The 18,955-nt window shown below is 72.9% G+C and carries 7 protein-coding genes; all 7 read left to right on the top strand.

Going from position 1 to position 18,955, the window contains the following annotated elements:
• The first annotated feature begins 199 nt into the window (after positions 1-199).
• Positions 200-1,258 carry a FecCD family ABC transporter permease gene (locus NX794_RS00895; protein WP_258776021.1) on the top strand — a complete coding sequence of 353 codons (1,059 nt, stop codon included), beginning with the start codon at positions 200-202 and terminating at the stop codon, positions 1,256-1,258.
• A complete protein-coding gene (locus NX794_RS00890; protein ID WP_258776020.1) occupies positions 1,255-2,316 on the top strand; it encodes a FecCD family ABC transporter permease in 1,062 nt (353 codons plus the stop codon). The genes NX794_RS00895 and NX794_RS00890 overlap by 4 nt, the downstream gene beginning before the upstream one ends.
• 125 nt (positions 2,317-2,441) lie before the next feature.
• Positions 2,442-3,311 carry an ABC transporter ATP-binding protein gene (locus NX794_RS00885; protein WP_258776019.1) on the top strand — a complete coding sequence of 290 codons (870 nt, stop codon included), beginning with the start codon at positions 2,442-2,444 and terminating at the stop codon, positions 3,309-3,311.
• An 86-nt stretch (positions 3,312-3,397) separates the two neighbouring features.
• Positions 3,398-4,456 carry an iron-siderophore ABC transporter substrate-binding protein gene (locus NX794_RS00880; RefSeq protein ID WP_258776018.1) on the top strand — a complete coding sequence of 353 codons (1,059 nt, stop codon included), beginning with the start codon at positions 3,398-3,400 and terminating at the stop codon, positions 4,454-4,456.
• A 2-nt stretch (positions 4,457-4,458) separates the two neighbouring features.
• Entirely contained in the window at positions 4,459-6,246 is a 1,788-nt protein-coding gene (locus NX794_RS00875; RefSeq protein WP_258776017.1) for an ABC transporter ATP-binding protein, read from the top strand.
• 55 nt (positions 6,247-6,301) lie between these two features.
• Complete coding sequence (locus tag NX794_RS00870; protein ID WP_258776016.1) at positions 6,302-17,233, top strand: non-ribosomal peptide synthetase; 10,932 nt, start codon at positions 6,302-6,304, stop codon at positions 17,231-17,233.
• Positions 17,220-18,923, top strand: coding sequence for an ABC transporter ATP-binding protein (locus NX794_RS00865; protein WP_258776015.1), 1,704 nt, complete (start codon positions 17,220-17,222; stop codon positions 18,921-18,923). Before NX794_RS00870 ends, NX794_RS00865 begins: the two co-directional genes overlap by 14 nt.
• The last annotated feature ends 32 nt before the right edge of the window (positions 18,924-18,955 follow it).

The raw sequence follows: 18,955 nt of genomic DNA, 5'->3' as shown, positions 1-18,955 counted from the left end.
CGATCCGTCGCCGTGCCCGTGGTGCGTTCGCGCCGCGCGGGCACGGCAGCGGTGCGTCCGTAGCGCACAGAAGAGCGGCAGCCATCAGAGAGGAACGTCCGTGGTCCATGGAGCCCCTCGCCGTGCCGGCGAACCGCTCCCGAGCGGGCGCGAGGTGCCCGGGCGGCCCGGCGGCGGCGCCGGGATAGCCTACGTCGACATGGGCACGAGTACAGTGGAGCGCCCGGCGCTCTCCCTGGTCACGGGGATACGGCGGCGGCGGGTCGTGGGTCTGGGCATTCTCGTCGCGGGTCTCCTGGTCGTCGCGGTGGTCTCCGTCGCCGTCGGCGCGCGCGCGTTGACGCCCGCCGAGGTGTGGCACGGGCTGTTCGCGGCACCGGGCCCGGACCAGAAGGCCACCGAGATCAGACTCATCGTGCAGACGGTACGGCTGCCCCGTACGGTGCTCGCGATCGTGGCCGGTATCGCGCTGGGCGTGAGCGGGGCGCTGATCCAGGGGTACACGCGCAACCCCATCGCGGACACCGGCCTGTTGGGAGTGAACACCGGCGCCTCGTTCGCCGTCGTGTCGGCGATCTCGCTGTTCGGGCTGACCGATCCGTTCCAGTACGTCTGGTTCGCCTTCCTGGGCGCCGCGATCGCCGGTGTCGTCGTGTTCGGGCTGTCGAGCATCGGCCGGGGCGCCGGCAATCCGCTGACGCTCGCTCTGGCCGGGCAGGGGGTCACGGTGTTCCTCGCGGCGATGACGACCGCGGTCGCCCTGTCGGACAAGGCGGCGCTGAACGCCCTGCGGTTCTGGAACGCCGGCTCGGTGGCCGGGGTGGCGTTCGGCGTCATCTGGCCGGTGACCGGGTTCATCGTCGTCGGCCTGGTGCTGGCGCTGGCCACGCTGCCCTCCGTCAACCTGCTCAACCTGGGCGACGACGTGGCACGGGGACTGGGCGTGCACGTCACGCTGATCCGGACCGTCGGCATCACCGCCATCACCCTGCTGGCCGGCGCGGCGACGGCGGCGTGCGGGCCCATCGCCTTCCTCGGACTCATGGTGGCGCACGTGGCCCGGTACCTGGCGGGCCCCGACTACCGCTGGCTGGTGCCCTACGCGGGACTGCTCGGCGCGGTCGTCCTGCTGGTCTGTGACATCGTGGGGCGCGTGGTGGTGCGGCCGGGCGAGCTGGACGCGGGTGTCCTCGTCGCCCTTCTCGGCGCCCCGTTCTTCGCGGTCCTGGTGTGGCGGGGAAAGTTCAAGAACGCATGAACGAGACAGTGGTGAAGCGGCCGGTGGCGCCGGGTGTGCGACTCGGCGGCGTGTCCTTCGTATGGCGGCCCCGGCTGGTGCTGGTCACGCTGCTGCTGGCGGCGGCGGCCTTCCTGGTGTTCTGCCTGTCCATCGCCGTGGGGGACTTCCCCCTCGGCCTGTCCCAGGTGATCGCCACGCTCTTCGGCCGGGGCGAGCGGGTGGACCAGTTCGTGATCATGGATCTGCGGATGCCGCGGGCCCTGGCCGGTCTCGTCGTGGGGTTCGCGCTGGGCGTGTCCGGGGCGATCACCCAGTCCATCGCCCGCAATCCGCTGGCCAGTCCGGACATCCTGGGCATCACCGGAGGCGCCAGCGCGGTCTCGGTGTTCCTGGTGACGGTCTCGGGCGGGGCCACCACCGCGATCGTCAGCTCCGTCGGCCTGCCCGCCGCGGCGCTGGCCGGCGGTCTCGGCACCGGGCTGCTGGTGTACTTCCTGGCGTGGCGTCAGGGGGTCGACGGCTTCCGGCTCATCCTCATCGGCATCTCGGTGAGCGCGGTGACGGAGGCGGTCACGACCTGGCTGCTGGCCACGGCCGACATCAGGGACGTCGCCCGGGCCCAGGCGTGGCTGGTCGGCTCGCTGGACAACCGGTCGTGGGGCGAGGTCCGGCCGGCGCTGTGGGGGACCCTCGCCCTCATGGCCGTCGTCGCGTGCGTCGCCTTCCAGTTCAAGCCCCTGCACTTCGGCGACGACGTGGCCGCGGGCCTGGGAGTGCGGTACGCGCTGGTACGGGCGGTCCTGCTGCTGTGCGCGGTGCTGCTGGCCGGCGTGGCGGTGAGCGCCGCGGGGCCGGTCCCGTTCGTCGCGATGGTGGCGCCCCAGGTGGCGATGCGCCTGACGAAGTCCCCGACGCCGCCCATGGTGGCGGCCGGCACGGTGGGCGCGCTGCTGCTGATCGGCGCTGACCTGGTCGCACGGACCGCGCTGCCGATCACCCTGCCCGTCGGCGTGGTCACCGCCGCGTTCGGCGGTCCCTTCCTCGTCTACCTGTTGGTGCGGGCGAACCGGCGGTAGGGCCTCTCTTCCGGACCCGGCCGGCCCCGGTCAACGGTGCCCCGCGACCCCGGCAAGGTCCGGACGAGAGGCCCTAGGTGATAGAAAGTTAGGCAAGCCTAAACAAGCCTGCTTGAGGGGGGACCTTGGTCGCTCAGGACATCACCGGGATCCAGTACGGGGCGGACGGCGTCCCACGGCTGGCAGCGAGGGGGGTCACGGTCGGGTACGGCGACCGTACCGTCATCGACGCGCTGGACGTGGCGATCCCGCCGGGTGTGGTGACCACGATCATCGGCCCCAACGGGTGCGGCAAGTCCACTCTGTTGCGAACCCTGTCGCGGTTGCTCAAGCCGGCCCGGGGCTCGGTCGTGCTGGACGGCGAGGACATCGTCAGGCTCCGGACCAGGGACGTGGCGAAGAAGCTCGGCCTGCTGCCGCAGTCGCCGGTCGCGCCGGAGGGCCTGACCGTGGCCGACCTCGTCGCCAGGGGCCGGCACCCGCACCAGGGCTGGCTGCGGCAGTGGTCCTCCGACGACGCCTCCGTGGTGGAACGGGCGTTGGCCATGACCGGGGTGGCCGACCTGGCCGACCGCCCCGTCGATTCGCTCTCCGGTGGCCAGCGCCAACGGGTCTGGATCTCGATGACGTTGGCGCAGGGCACCGACCTGCTGCTGCTCGACGAGCCCACCACCTACCTGGACCTCGCGCACGCCATCGACGTGCTCGACCTGGTCGACGACCTGCACGAGTCGGGCCGCACCGTGGTCATGGTGCTGCACGACCTCAACCTGGCCGCGCGCTACAGCGACAACCTGGTGGTGATGCAGGCGGGTTCGGTCCTGGCGCAGGGTCACCCCCGTGACGTGGTGACCGCCGAGCTGCTGGACGAGGCGTTCGGCCTGCGTGCCCGGGTGATCGACGATCCGGTGGGCGACCGGCCGCTCATCGTGCCCATCGGGCGCACTCATGTGGTCCCTGGCCAGGGCAGCCGGACCGGAACCCCCTCTACTTAGGCTAGGCTAACCTCACCGTCCCGGGCTAGGGTTTGCCTGCCTTATCTGGGGCCGGTAGTGGACAGCGCGAAAGCAAGGGAATCCGGATGCTCCTCGACAGAACGACACGTACGCAGCCCTGGCGGCGGCTGGCGGCGACCGCGTCCGCCCTGGCCGTCGGCATAGGCCTCCTCGCGGGATGCGGTTCCGGCTCGTCGGACTCGGACACGAAGGACGACAGCGCCAACTCCTCGGCTTCCGCGGGTGCGTTCCCGGTCACGGTTGAGCACGCGTTCGGCTCCACCACGGTCAAGGAGGCCCCCAAGCGGGTCGTGACCGTGGGCTACACGGACGACCAGACCGCCCTGGCCTTCGGCGTCAAGCCGGTCGGCATGGTCGACCAGTACCCGAACCCGGCGGGCAAGAGCCCCGACATCAACACCCAGTGGCCCTGGGTGAAGGACAAGTGGGGCGACACCAAGCCCGAGGTCGTCATGAACAACGGCGACTCCGGCCCCAACTACGAGAAGATCGCCGCCCTGCGACCGGACCTGATCATCGCGGTCTACTCCGAGATCGACAAGGCCGCCTACGACAAGCTCTCCCAGATCGCCCCGACGGTGGGCCGTACCAAGGCAGAGAAGGAGCCGTTCAGCGCTCCGTGGCAGGACAACGCCCTCCAGATCGCCAAGGCGCTCGGCAAGGCCGACGAGGGCAGGAAGATGGTCCAGGGCGTCCAGGACAAGCTCGCCGGAGTCAAGAAGGCGCACCCGGAGTTCGCCAAGCAGACCGCCGTCGCGCTGTCCTGGTACAAGGACTCGGTCAATCCGTTCACCACCACCGACGTCCGGGGACAGCTCCTGACGGGCATGGGCTTCAAGGGCCAGACCCAGATCGACAAGATCGCCGGTGACAAGTTCTCCGTCGCGCTCTCCCCGGAGCGCATGGACCTCGTCGACGTCGACCGCGTGTTCGTCATCAACGACAAGGCGGACACGGCCGCGTTGAAGAAGTACGACCTCTTCACCAACCTGAAGGTCGCCAAGAGCGGCAAGGTGTCGTACCTCCTCGACAGCGAGGGCCCGGCGGCCGGCGCGGCCATGTCGCAGGCCACCCTGCCCTCCCTGCCGTACGCCATCGACCAGCTCGTCAAGTCGGTCGGCTAGGTGTGAGCACCACGGACACGCGTGTCGCCCCGGCGACCCTGCGCACGACGACCGGCCGTGAGGCAGCTCGGTGGGTGGCGGCGAACTGCCGTGCCATGCCCTGGCTTTCGGCCGGTACCGTGGTCAGCACGGTGGCCGGGGCGGCGCTCCAGATGCTCCCGACCCTCCTCATCGGCCGGGTGGTCGACGGGGTGACCGGGGACGGATCGCGTTCGACCCTGGTCACGATCGGGGTGCTGATGGCGGCCGCCGCGCTGCTCGGCGCGGCGGCCACCGCCGTGTCGACCTACCTGATCGGGCGGCTCGGCGCCGACCTGCTCGCGCGGCTGCGGGAAGGCGCTGTCCGGGCCGTGCTGGGCATGCCCAGCGCCCGGGTCGAACAGGTGGGCCGCGGCGATGTGCTCTCCCGGGTCGGCGACGACGTCGCCGTCCTGTCCAAGGGCATCCGTTCGGCCCTTCCCACGGTGTTCTCCGCGGGCGTGCTGGTGACCGTCGCCACGGTCGGCATGTTCAGCCTCGACTGGCGGCTCGGCCTGGCGGGCGCCTGCGCGCTGCCCGCCTACGCGCTGGCCCTGCGCTGGTACCTGCCCCGGTCCGCCCCGCTCTACCGGAAGCAGCGGGCCGCCCAGGCCGACCGCGCGCAGGCGCTGATCAGCGGTCTGAACGGCATCGACACGGTGCGGGCGTACCGCCTGGAGGAGACGTTCCGCCAGAAGGTCGACGACGACTCGCGGCGGGTGCGGAACCTCGGGATCGAGGTGTTCCGCTTCTTCGGCCGGTTCGTCGGCCGGGAGAACCGCGCGGAGTTCATCGGCCTGGTCCTCATCCTCGTGGTCGGCTATGCCCTGTTGGAGACCGGTTCCGCCACCCTCGGCGAGGTGTCGGCGGCCCCGCTGGTCTTCCACCGCCTGTTCACCCCGCTGGGCGCCATCATGTTCACGTTCGACGAGGCGCAGAAGTCGGGCGCGAGCCTGACCCGGCTCGTCGGGGTGCTGGCGGAGTCCACACAGGAGCGGCTGGTGGGCGATTCCACCGCCGTGGCGGAGGGCGGCGCCGCGTACCCGGTGACGGTGGCAGGGCTGACGTACACCTACCCCGGCGCCGAGAATCCGGTGCTGCGGGACGTCGACCTGACGATTCCCGCGGGTGGTTCGCTGGCCCTGGTCGGTGCGACGGGTGCCGGCAAGACGACCCTGGCCGCGCTCATCGCCGGTATCGGGACCCCGCAGGCCGGGTCGGTGCGCATCGGGCAGACCGACCTCGCCGAGCTGGACGACGCCGGGGCGAGGGCGTTGGTGAGCATCCTGACCCAGGAGACGCACGTGTTCTCCGGCCCGCTCGCCGAGGACCTGAGGCTGGCGGCGCCGGAGGCGACCGACTCCGAACTGATGGACGCGCTGCGCGTCGTGGGCGCCGGCGAGTGGGTGGAAGCGCTGCCCGACGGGCTGTACACCGCGGTCGGCGAGGGCGGTGAGCGGCTGGACGGCACCAAGTCCGCCCATATCGCGCTGGCCCGGCTGGTGCTGGGCCGGGCGCCGGTGGTGGTGCTGGACGAGTCGACCGCAGAGGCGGGCAGCGAGGGCGCCGCCGAACTCGAAAGGGCCGTCCTGGCCGCCTGTTCCGGCCGCACCACGCTGTTCGTGGCGCACCGGCTGACCCAGGCGGTGTCCGCCGACCGGATCGCCGTGTTGGACGCGGGGCGGGTCGTGGAGCAGGGCACCCACGATGAGCTGGTGGCCCTGGACGGCCGCTACGCGCGGCTCTGGCGGGCCTGGCGTGAGGGTAGTTAGGCAACCCTAATTTAGGTTAGCCTTGCCTTAGTACCTGGAAGGTGTTGAGTTTTCAATGATGGAACCGAGCGCTCGTCTCGCGCTGATCTCCCCCACGCGCCTGGCCGACATACGCCGGCGCACCGGCGACCACTCCGACCGGACCATCGCCGAGGCGTGCGCGATCGGGCTGTCGTACTGGGCGACCGGCCGGAGCCCGGACGGCATCGACCTCGCCCCCGGCACGCTCTTCACGGACGTGCTCGCCTGGGCCGGCAACGGCGGCGCGGCGCCCCGTGGCTGGGAGGTCGGCGAAGCCGGCCCGGACGGTATGAGCATCGCCGTACCCGAGGGTGTCCAGCCGTCCGAGGCGCGGCTCGCGCTGGAGGACCTGGCGGACTTCCCCGACCGGCCCCTCGGTTCCATCAGCCCGACCGGCCTGGCGGAACGCCTGAAGACCCTGGCCGAATGGAACGACACCGAGGCCGAGCGGGACCGGCCGACCATCGTGGAGATGTTCCGCGAGCAGGCGCGGCTGCGGCCGGACGCGGTCGCCGTCGTGGACGAGCACCGATCGTTGACGTATCGTCAGGCTGCCGAGATGTCGGCCCAGTTGGCCCATGACCTGCTCGGCCGCGGCCTCACCGCCGAGCAGGTCGTCGGCATCTCGCTGGACCGCTCCGCCGACATGGTGATCGGCCTGCTCGGCGTGCTCCAGGCCGGCTGCGCGTTCGTACCGCTCGATCCGCAGTGGCCCGCCGCCCGCCGCGCCGTCGTCATCGCCGACGCGCGGGTCGTGGCGCAGCTCAACGCATCCGGCGAGCACGACCCCGCCGAACCGCCCGCCGTCGCCGTGGACCTCGGCGACTGGCGGTACGGCGGCCACCCCGTCGAGGGGACCGGCGTCACCGTCCACGGCGACTCCCTCGCCTACGTGATCTTCACGTCCGGTTCGACCGGCCGGCCCAAGGGCGCGATGATCCGGCACGCGGCGATCAGCGAGCGCCTGCTGTGGCAGGTGCACGAGATCCTGGGCTTCGGCCACGACGACGCGTCGCTCTTCAAGGCCCCGCTGTCCTTCGACATCTCCCTCAACGAGATCTTCCTGCCGCTGGTGTGCGGCGGCCGGCTGGTGGTCCTGCGGCCCGGCGGCGAACGCGACCCGCACCACCTGCTGAGCGTGATCGCCGAGCAGCGCGTCACCTTCACCTATCTCGTGTCGTCCATGCTGGACGTCCTGCTGGAGATGGCCGGCGACTCCGGACGGCTGGACAGCCTGCGGCACGTCTGGTGCGGCGGCGAGGTCCTCACCCCGGAGCTGTACGAACGGTTCCGCACCCGGCTCGACATCCCCATGTACCACGGCTACGGCCCGGCCGAGACCACGATCGGCGTCTCCCACGTCATCTACCGGGACGCGGCGGAACGCCTGTCGACCTCGATCGGCAAGGCCAACCCCAACACCCAGCTCTACGTCCTGGACGACGAGCTGCGCCCGGTCCCGGTCGGCGTCGGCGGCGAACTCTACGTCGGCGGCTTCCTCCTCGGCCGCGGATACGTGAACGCGCCCGGCCTGACCGCGTCCCGGTTCGTCGCGAACCCCTTCGCGGACGACGGCTCCCGGCTGTACCGGACCGGCGACCTGGCCCGCTTCGCCCCGGACGGGTCGCTGGACTTCCTCGGCCGGGCCGACAACCAGGTCAAGATCCGCGGCATGCGGCTCGAACTGGAGGACGTCGAGGCCGGCCTCGCCGAGCACCCCGGGGTGCGGCACACCTGCGTCGTCGCGAACAAGAACAGCGCCGGCGGCACCTACCTCGTCGGCTACGTCATCCCGGCCGCCGGCCACGAGGACCTGCGGGCGGACGAGGTCAAGGCGTGGGCCACCGGGCACATGGTGGAGTACATGGTGCCCGCCCACGTCGTCGTCATGCGGGAGTTCCCGCTCACCCCGAACGGCAAGCTGGACCGGCGCGCGCTGCCCGAACCCGAGATCGTGACCGGCTCGTTCGTCCGGCCCGCCACCGACGACGAACGCGCCGTGTGCGCCGCCGTCGCCTCCGTGCTGCGGCTGGAGGAGGTCGGCGTCGACCAGAACTTCTTCCAGCTCGGCGGCGACAGCATCCTCGCGATCTCCCTGCTGAGCGCGCTGCGCGAGGCCGGCCTCTACGTCACCGCCGGGCAGATCTTCGCCAGCGAAGTCCTGGGCGCGCTGGCGGCGGTGGCGAGCCGTGAGGACGTGACCCGGGCCGACCACGGCGACATCGCGACCGGTCCCGTCACCGGATCGCCCATCGTCCAGTGGCTCGGCCGGACCACCGACGCCGTCGACGGCTTCGTGCAGTCGGTCGTGCTGAACACCCCGGCGGACCTCACCGCCGACGCCCTCGACGCCGTCCTCACCGCCGTCGTCTCCCGCCACGACATGCTGCGGGCCCGGCTCGTGCGCGGCGACCGCTGGAGCTTCGACATCCCGGAGGCCGGTGCGACCCCGGCCGGCTGGCAGGAGAGCGAGGAGCCCCTCGACGCCTGCGTGGCCCTCGCCACCGAAGGCCTCGACCCGGACAACGGCGTGATGCTGCGGGCCGTGTGGCGCCGTACCGCCCGCCAACTCGTCGTCGTCGTCCACCACGTGGTCATCGACGGCGTGTCCTGGCGGGTCCTGATGGACGACCTGGCCACCGCGTGGCGCCAGTGCTCCGCGGGCGAGGCCGTCCAACTGCCCCCGGTCAGCACGTCGTTCCGGCGCTGGACCCAACTGCTGGAAAGCGCCGGGTTCCACGCGGACCGCGGCTACTACGCGCGCCCCCTGCCGGGCCCCGACGCGCCGCTGGGCCGGCGGGAGCTGTCCGCGGCCGACACCGTCGCACGCGAGCGGTCCCGGACCGTCACCGTCGGCGCCGACGTCACGGCCGCCCTGCTCGGCGAGGTCCCGGCGAAATTCCACGCCGGCGTCAACGACGTCCTGCTGACCGCGCTCGCCGTCACCCTCGCCCGGTGGCGCCGCGACCGCGGCCAGGACCAGACCTTCGCGCACATCGAACTCGAAGGCCACGGACGCGAGACCCGCCACGTGGCGGCCGCCACCGGCGTCGAGCCGGAACTGTCGCGCACCGTCGGCTGGTTCACCACGCTGTTCCCCGTCACCGTGGACCCCGGCACGGCGGACGACCTCACCGCCCCGGGGTACCTCGCCGCCGCGCTCAAGGCCGTCAAGGACGACCTCGCCCGCGTACCGGGCAACGGCATCTCCTACGGCGCCCTGCGCTACCTGGCCGACACCGAGTTCCCGGCCCCCGCACCCCAGATCCTGTTCAACTACCTGGGCCGCTTCGACGCGGGCGCCTCCGGCGACTGGCAGCTCTCGGGAGCCACCGGGCAACTGGGCGAGAAGCGCGACCCGCGGATGCGCCTGCCGCGCGCCCTGGAGTTCAACGCGATCGCCGAACCCGCCGCCGACGGGGAGTACGAACTGGTCACGACCCTCACCTGGCCCGAGGGGATGTTCACCGGCACGGACATCGAGACGATCGGCGGGTACTTCCAGGCCGCCCTCGCCGGGCTCGCCGCACTCGACCAGGGCGGCCACTCGCCCAGCGACTTCCCGCTGGTGCGGCTGACCCAGGCCGACGTGGACGCCCTCGACGGCCCCGCGCTGCGCGACATCCTGCCCCTGACCCCGCTCCAGGAAGGCCTGTACTTCCACTCGGTCTTCGACGACGACTCCGCGGGCAGCTACGTCGAACAGCAACTCCTCACCCTCGAAGGCGAGCTGGACGCCGGCCGGCTCGCGGCGGCGGCCACCCGGCTGTTCGCCCTGTACCCGAACCTGGCCGCGCGGTTCACGGCGCTCGCCGACGGCCGTGTCGTCTCCGTGCTGGAGAGCGGCGCCGAGGCGCCGTTCACCACGGTCGACCGGCCCGGCATCACCGGCGCGGAGATCCGCGACCACGCCGAGCGGGACCGCCGTGCCGGATTCGACCTGGCCACGGGACCGTTGATGCGGTTCACGCTGTTCCGCGACCCGGCGGCCGGCCGGAACGTGCTGGTGCAGACCGTGCACCACATCATCGCCGACGGCTGGTCGGTGCCGCCGATGCTCCGCGCCCTGCTCGCCGAGTACCACGCGCCGGGCACCGTGTATCCGCTGGGCGGCTTCCGCGACTACGTGGCCTGGCTCGCCGGACGCGACGCCGACGAGAGCGACCGGGTGTGGGGCGCCGAACTCGCGGGCCTGCCCGGCCCCTCGCTGGTCGCCGCCGAGCACACCCCGTCCGACCGGTTCGCCGACACCTCCCTGGAGCCGGCGACGGACATCGACGCGTCCGCCCGCTCGGCCGGCGTGACGCTGAGCGTGGCCGTGCACAGCGCTTGGGCGCTGACCCTGGGCGGCATCCTGAACTCCGGTGACGTGGTGTTCGGTTCCACCGTCTCCGGCCGCGACGCGGACGTGCCCGGCATCGGGGACATGGTCGGCCTGTTCATCAACACCGTGCCGCTGCGGGCCCGTTGGGACGCCGGCACCACGGCGCGCGAACTGCTCGCCACGGTCCGCGAACACCAGGGCGCGGTTCTGCCGCACCAGCACGTCTCCCTGGCCCGGATCGGCCGCCAGGCCGGCGTCGGCTCCCTCTTCGACACCCTCGTGGTGTTCGACGTGGCGACCGACGTCACCGCCCTGCGCCGCCCCGGCGACACGCTGTCCGTCAGCGACCTCGTGAACGAGGGGGCCCCGCACTACCCGCTGACCCTCGTCGTGGAGCGGTCCCTCGACGGGCGTCCGCGCTTCAACCTGATCTACGACGGCGCCCTGCTGCGGGAGAGCAGCGCCCAGGACATCCTGCGCCGGTTCACGCACGCCCTCACCGGCCTGCTCGACCGGCCCGACACCCCGGTCGCCGACCTGCTGCCGCGCGGCACCCGCACCCCGGCCCGTGTCACCCCGACGACCCTCGGCGGCCTGTTCGACGCCGCTGCGGACCGGAACCCGGCGGCCACCGCCGTCACCCAGTGCGCCCTCGACGGCACCACCCGGACGCTCACCTACGGCGAACTGGCGGCGGCCAAGGACGAGTTGGTCGCGACCCTGCGCGCGGCCGGGGTCCGGCGGGGCCGGCGCGTGGCCGTGGCGGTCCCGCGCTCCCTGGAGCAGGTCGTCGCCCTGGTCGCGATCGTCAGCGCGGGCGGCGCGTACGTACCGCTGGACATGTCGTACCCGGACGAGCGGCTGGAGTACATCCTCGCCGACGCGGCCCCTGAGGCCGTCCTCGTCGACCCCGGGCAGCGGGAGCGCTTCACGGCGCTGCTGGAGCGGGCGGGCGTCACGGCCCGCGTCCTCGTGCAGGGCGACGAGCCGTCGCGGGACGCCACCCCGCCCATGGCGGAAGAGGCCGACTGGCACGACCCCGCCTACGTCATCTACACCTCCGGCTCGACCGGCCGGCCCAAGGGCGTCGTCGTCCCGCACTCCAGCGTGGTGACGCTGCTCGCCAACACCCGGCCGGACATGGACGTCCGCCCGGACGACGTGTGGGTGCAGTTCCACTCCTACTCCTTCGACTTCGCGGTCTGGGAGCTGTGGGGCGCGCTGGCGCACGGCGCGGAACTGCTGGTCCCCGACTACGGGCTGACCCGCTCCACGGTCGACTTCCACCGGCTGGTCCGGGAGCGCGGCGTGACCGTGCTGAACCAGACCCCGTCGGCCTTCTACCAGTTCATCGAGGCCGACCGGCACGCCGGTGCCCCCCTTCCCGCCCTGCGCCGGGTCGTCTTCGGCGGCGAGGCACTGGACCTGGGGCGGCTGCGCGGCTGGGTCGAGCGGCACGGCACCGCCGCGCCCGAACTGGTCAACATGTACGGCATCACCGAGACCACGGTCCACGTCACCCACCGGGTGCTGACCGACGAGGACTTCGGCGCCGGCGAGGACGTGAGCCCCATCGGCGGCCCCATCCCGGGCCTGGTCACCTACCTGCTCGACGACCGACTGCGGCCGGTGCCGCCGGGCCGGGTGGGCGCCATCTACGTGGCCGGCGACCAGGTGTCCCTCGGCTACCTGGGCCGGCCGGGCCTCACCGCGGGCCGGTTCGTGGCCGACCCGTTCGCGAACGACGGCTCCCGCATGTACCACACCGGCGACCTCGCCCGCCGGACCCTCGACGGCGAGCTGGAGTTCGCCGGCCGCGCCGACGACCAGGTGCAGCTCAAGGGCTTCCGGATCGAACTCGGCGAGGTCGAGTCCGCCGTCCGGGACCTCGACGGCGTGGTCGACGTCGCCGTCACCGTCGCGGACAGCGGTGACCACCTGGTCGCCCATGTCGTGGGCCGGGTGCCCGGCGACCTCTCCGCCCTCCTCGCGGCGAAGCTCCCCGTGCACATGGTGCCGGGCCGGGTCCTGGCACTGGACGCCCTGCCGCTGACGGTCAACGGCAAGCTGGACCGCAAGGCCCTGATCGCGCGGGCCGCGCAGGACGACCCGTCGGTGACCGCCCCCGGCACCGCGTCGGCCGCCACCGACTCCGCGCTCGCCGCGCTGGTCGGCGTCTTCGCCGACACGCTGTCCCAGCCGGACGCCGACGCCGACACGGACTTCTTCGGGGCCGGCGGCGACAGCATCGTGGCCATCACTCTGGTCAACCGGGCCAGGGCGCTCGGCCTGCCGATCGCACCCCGCGACGTGTTCCTGCTGAAGACACCGCGAGCGCTCGCCGGGCTGGTGGGCACCGCGCCCGAGACCCCGGCGACCGCTCCGGCCGCGGCGCCCCCGCGTCACGAGGACGGCCCGGTGGCGCCCACGCCGATCATCCTGCGCCAGCGGGAACTGGGCGGCTCTCTCGCCCGGTTCGCCCAGGCCAGGACCCTGGAGGTGGCCGAGGGCACCGGCCTCGCGGACATCGAGCGCGCCGCGAACGCCGTACTGGCCGCCCACCCGGCCCTCAGGCTGCGGCTGACCGCCGAGTACGGCGTGTGGAGCCTGCGGACCGAACCCGGCCGCGAGGCCACCGTCGTCCGCGCGGACACGGACGACGCCACGGCCGCCGCGAACGAGGCCGCCGGACGCCTGGACCCCGAGTCCGGGGACGTCATCGCGTTCACCTGGCTCGCCGCCGGCCGCACCCTGGTGCTCACCGCGCACCACCTCGCGGTCGACGCGGTGTCCTGGCTGATCCTGCTGGACGACATGGCGGCGGCCCTGCGCGGGGAAGCCCTCGCACCGGCGACCACGTCCTACGCCGAGTACGCCGAGACGCTCACCGCGCGGGCCGCGGCGGACGCCGGCGACCTCGGCCGCTGGGTCGACACCCTCCAGGCACCTCCGCTGCTGCCCGCGACCGGCGCGCTGCGCGAGACCACCGTGCTCCTCGACCCCGCGGTCAGCGACCAGGTGACGCGCACGGCGCCCACCGCGCTCGGCGTCGCCCTCACCGAACTGCTGTGCGGCGCCCTGCGCAGCGCGCTGACCCGCATCCAGCCGTCCCCCACGGACCTCGCGATCGAGCTGGAGCGGCACGGCCGGGTCCCGGCGCTGCCGCACCACGACTACACCCGCACGGTCGGCTGGTTCACCGCCATCGCGCCCGTCCGGCTCACCGCGCACACCGACCCCGTCGCGGCGGCCCGCGAGCTGGCCGAGCGGCAGCCGGACGAGGCCGGGCACCTCGCCTACGGCCGGCTGCGCCACCTCAACCCGCAGACGGCCCCGCTGCTGACCGCCCGCCCGCAGGTGCTCTTCAACTACCTCGGCCGGGGCAGCGAGTCCCAGGCCCCGCACATCACCGGCGGCGACCAGGGCAGCCCGTACGCCGTGGAGGTCAACGCCTGGACCGACGCGGTCTCCGGCAGCCTGTACGCGACGTTCACCCTCGCCGAGGAGATCCCCGACGAGATCACCGCGCACTGGCTGCGCGCCCTGGAGGCGGTCGCGGACGCCGCCGTGACGGCCGAGCGCACCGCACCGGTCACCCCGCTCCAGCGGGGCCTGTACTTCCAGGCCCAGCTCGCGGGCGCGGCCGGGCACTACGTCGCGCAGAGCTACTTCGCCTTCGACCGGCGCCTGGACACCGACGCGCTGGCCGAGGCCATGGCCGCGGTGATCGCCCGGCACCCCGTGGTCGGCGCCGGCTTCGGCACCGACGACGACGGCAACCCGGTCCAGATCCTCAGGGCGGGCCGCCGGATCGGCGTCCGCACGGTCGCCCTGGCCACCGACATGGACGTGGCGGCCCTGCGCGACGAGGACCGCAACACCGGATTCGACCTGACCGAACCACCGCTGGTCCGGCTGACCGTGGTCCGGCGGCCCGACGGCAGCGACGGCCTGCTCCTCAGCTACCACCTGCTGCTGTGGGACGGCTGGTCCCGCGAGATCGTGCTGCGCGACCTGTTCGCCGCCTACGAGGCCGTCCTCGCCGGCGGGCGGCCGGACACCCGCCCGGCCACGCCCAGCTTCCAGGACCACGCCCGGGCACTCGCCGCCAAGGACCCGGCCGTCGCGGAGCGCTTCTGGGCCGAGCACCTGGCCGGGCTCCCGGGCGCGACCCTGCTCGCCGGACCGGCGCCGGCCCTCTCGGCGGACCTGCCGCCCGCGCTGGTGCGCACGCTCTCCGCCGAGCAGTCGGAACTGCTGCGGGACGTGGCCAGGACGCACGGCGTCACCCTGAACTCCGTCCTGACCGGCGCGTTCGGCCTGCTCCTCGGCGCCCGCACGGGCCGCGCCGACGCGGTGTTCGGCGTGACCGTCTCCGGGCGCGAGGGCGAGGGCCTGTCCGAGATCGTCGGCGTGCTGCTCAACACCGTGCCGATGTGGACGCGGGCCCGGCCGGGCGACACCGTCCGGGACTACCTGTCGGCCGTGCAGACGGCCCGGGTCGAGGCCATGGAGCACGAGCACCTCGGGCTCGGCGAGATCCAGCGGGCCAGCGGCCACGACACCCTGTTCGACAACCTGTTCGTGCTCCAGAACTTCCTGGACATGGACGCGTTCGACGAGATGAACGCCCGCCACGGCATCACGGCGGTGCGGTCCGACGACTCCACGCACTACCCGTTCACCTGGGTCGTCACACCCGGCGACCGGCTCACGGTCAAGCTGGAGCACCGCCACGGCGACAGCGACAGCGCCCGTCGCCTCCTCGACGACTACGTGCGCGTCCTGGCGGACCTCGCCCGTGCCACCGGACCCGTGGGCGCCCTGCGCGGCCTCGGGCCGGTGCCCGCGCCCGCCGCCCGGACCGACATCGGCACGGACACCGTGGTCGACCGGTTCGACCTGGCGGCCGACCGCGCCCCGGAGCGGACCGCGCTCGTCGCCCACGGCAAGAGCATGACCTTCGCCGAACTCCAGCACCGCAGCCGTGCGTTGGCGGGCGTGCTCGCCGGGCGCGGGATCGGGCCCGAGCGGACCGTGGGTCTCGCGATCCCGCGTTCCCTCGACTCGATCGTGGCGCTGTTCGCCGTACTGCGCACCGGAGCCGCGTACGTGCCGCTGGAGCTGGACCACCCGGACGAGCGGATCGCGGCGATCGTCGCCGACGCCCGCCCGGACGTGATCCTCACCGTCAGCGCCGTAGCGCCGCGGCTGACCGGCGACCTCATCGAACTGGACCGGCCCCTGCTCGCGGCCGAGCCGTTCGTGACGTTCGCGCCGGACGACCCGCACCGCCTGCGGCACCCCGCGTACACGATCTACACCTCCGGCTCGACCGGAAAGCCCAAGGGCGTCGTGACCGAGTACGCCGGCCTCACCAACATGCTGGTCAACCACCAGCGCCGGATCTTCGCGCCGGTGCTGGCCGAGCACGGGAACCGGGTCTTCCGGATCGCCCACACCGTGTCGTTCGCCTTCGACATGTCGTGGGAGGAACTGCTGTGGCTCGCCGACGGCCACGAGGTGCACATCTGCGACGAGGAGCTGCGCCGCGACGCGCCCGGCCTCGTCGAGTACTGCCGTGAGCACGGGATCGACGTCGTCAACGTGACCCCGACGTACGCGCAGCAGCTGGTGGCCGAGGGCCTGCTCGACAACCCGGCCCGGCGTCCCGCGCTGGTGCTGCTGGGCGGCGAGGCGGTCACCCCGACCCTGTGGCGGCGGCTCGCCGAGACCGAGGGCACGGTCGGCTACAACCTGTACGGACCCACCGAGTACACCATCAACACCCTGGGCGTCGGCACCTTCGAGTGCCAGGACCCGGTGGTGGGCGTGGCGATCGACAACACCGACGTGTTCGTGCTGGACCCGTGGCTGCGACCGCTGCCCGACGGCGTCCCCGGCGAGCTGTACGTCTCGGGCGTCGGCATCGCCCGGGGCTACCTCGGCCAGCCGGCCCAGACCGCGCACCGGTTCGTCGCGTCCCCGTTCGGCGAGCCCGGCGAGCGCATGTACCGCACCGGCGACCTGGTGATCCGGCGGCCCGACGGCAACCTCATGTACCTCGGCCGCACCGACCAGCAGGTCAAGATCCGCGGACACCGGGTCGAGCTGGGCGAGGTCGAGGCGGCCTTCGCGGCGCACCCGGCGGTACGGTTCACCGCCGCGGTCGCCCAGCCTGACCCGCAGGTCGACGGCGCCTACCGGCTCGCCGCCTACCTGGTGCTGGACGGCGCCGATCTGGCGGCGGTCGCCGCCGAGGTGGGCGCCGGGCTCCCGGACTTCCTGCGCCCGACGCACTACGCCCAGGTCGACGGCATCCCGCTCACGGTGAACGGGAAGGCTGACACCAAGGCATTGCCCGAGCCCAAGCCGCTGGGCGCCCTGACCACTTCGGGTGAGCGCGGCCCGGAGACCGAGACCGAGACCGTGGTCTGCGAGTTCTTCGCCGAGGCCCTGGACCTCGACGACGAGGAGGTGAGCGCGGTGAGCGACTTCGGGTCCCTCGGGGGACACTCGATGCTGGCCGTCCGCCTGGTCGGACTGCTGCGCCGCGAATTCGGCCCCGTGATCACGATCCGTGATCTGTTCACCCTGCGAACCCCGGAAGCGATTGCCCGCCACCTCGATGACAACTCCTGACGAGAACCGATCCCGCCGCCCGGGATCTGACATCCTGCGGACGGCCGTCCGCAGCAACCTCGGCGCGATGGCCTGGGGCACCCTCCTCATGGGCCTGTACCAGGCGGGCGAGACCGCCTTCCCGATCGCGCTCGGCCTGATCGTCGAGCACACCCTGCGGGAGCGGAGCCTGCCGTCGCTCGGCCTGTCGATCGCGGCGCTGGCCGTGATCATCACGACCGTGTCGCTGTCGTGGCGGTTCGGCATGCGCGTCCTGCAGAAGGCCAACACGACCGAGGCGCACCGCTGGCGGGTGCGGGTCGCGGCCTGCGGCCTCCAGCCGGTGGCCCGGGACGCCGACCTCAAGTCCGGCGAGGTGCTCACCATCGCCACCGAGGACGCCGACCAGACCGCCGACATCGTCGAGGTGGTGCCGATGCTGATCAGCTCCATGGTCTCGGTGTTGATCGCGGCGTTCGCGCTGAGCGTGGCGGACGTCCGTCTCGGCCTGCTGGTCCTGGTGGGGGCCGTCGCCATCCTGGCGGTCCTCAGCCTGATGTCCCGGCGGATCGGCAGCAGCACCAAGGAGCAGCAGGCCCGGGTGGCGCGGGCGGGTGCGAAGGTCGCCGACCTGATCACCGGCCTGCGCCCGCTGCACGGCTTCGGCGGCAACCACGCGGCGTTCCGGTCCTACCGGAAGGTCAGCACGGAGGCGCGGGAGCAGGCGGTCACCGTCGCCCGGGTGAACGGCGGCTACGCCGGCGCCGCGCTGGGCCTGAACGCGATCCTCGCCTCCGCGGTGACCCTGACGGCCGGCTGGCTGGCCATCGACGGGCAGATCGGCATCGGGGAACTGGTCATGGCCGTCGGCCTGGCGCAGTTCATCATGGAGCCGCTCAAGCTGTTCTCGGACATGCCGAAGTACGTCATGATGGCGCGCGCTTCGGCGGAGCGGATGGCCCTGGTGCTGTCCGCCCCGCCGGTGACGGCCCCGGGGACGGAGCGGCTGACGCCCGGGGGTGACCTGGAGATCGACTGCGTCCGGTACGGGTCCCTGCAGGGCGTCAAGTTCCAGGTCCCGGCGGGCGGGTTCACGGCGATCGCGGCCCACCAGCCGCGGGCGGCGGCCGAGTTGGCGTCGGTCCTTGCCATGTCCGTGCCGCCGGACGCCTACGAGGGTGAGGTGCGGGTCGGCGGCCAGCGGCTCGCCGAGCTGTCGGTCGAGTCGGTCCGCGAGCACATCCTGGTCAACCCCTACGACGGGGAGGTCTTCGCCGGCACGCTCCGCTCGAACATCGACCCGTCGGGGACGAGCCGGATGGTGCCCGAGGCGGTCGAGGCGTCCCTGCTGACCGACGTCGTCGCCCTGCACCGGCAGGGACTCGACTACGAGGTCCGCGACCGCGGTGCGAACCTCTCCGGCGGCCAGCGCCAGCGGCTGTCCCTGGCCCGGGCCCTGGCCGCCGACACCGACGTGCTCGTGCTGCACGACCCGACGACGGCCGTCGACGCCGTCACCGAGCAGCTCGTCGCCCGCAACATCGCGGAGCTGCGCCGGGGCCGTACCACCGTCGTGATCACCAGCAGTCCGGCGCTGCTGGACGCCGCCGACCGGGTCCTCGTCCTGGACGGCGGGACCGTCACCGCCCAGGGCCCACACCGCGAACTGCTGGCCACCGACGAGGCGTACCGCCTGGCGGTGACGCGCTGACCTCCGGGGGCCGGTGACGAAGGGGGCCCGGG

This window comes from Streptomyces pyxinicus, from assembly GCF_024753135.1.
Lineage (GTDB): Bacteria > Actinomycetota > Actinomycetes > Streptomycetales > Streptomycetaceae > Streptomyces > Streptomyces pyxinicus.
Note: the sequence above shows the minus strand (reverse complement) of the source record. Positions and strands in the feature narration are given on the sequence as shown.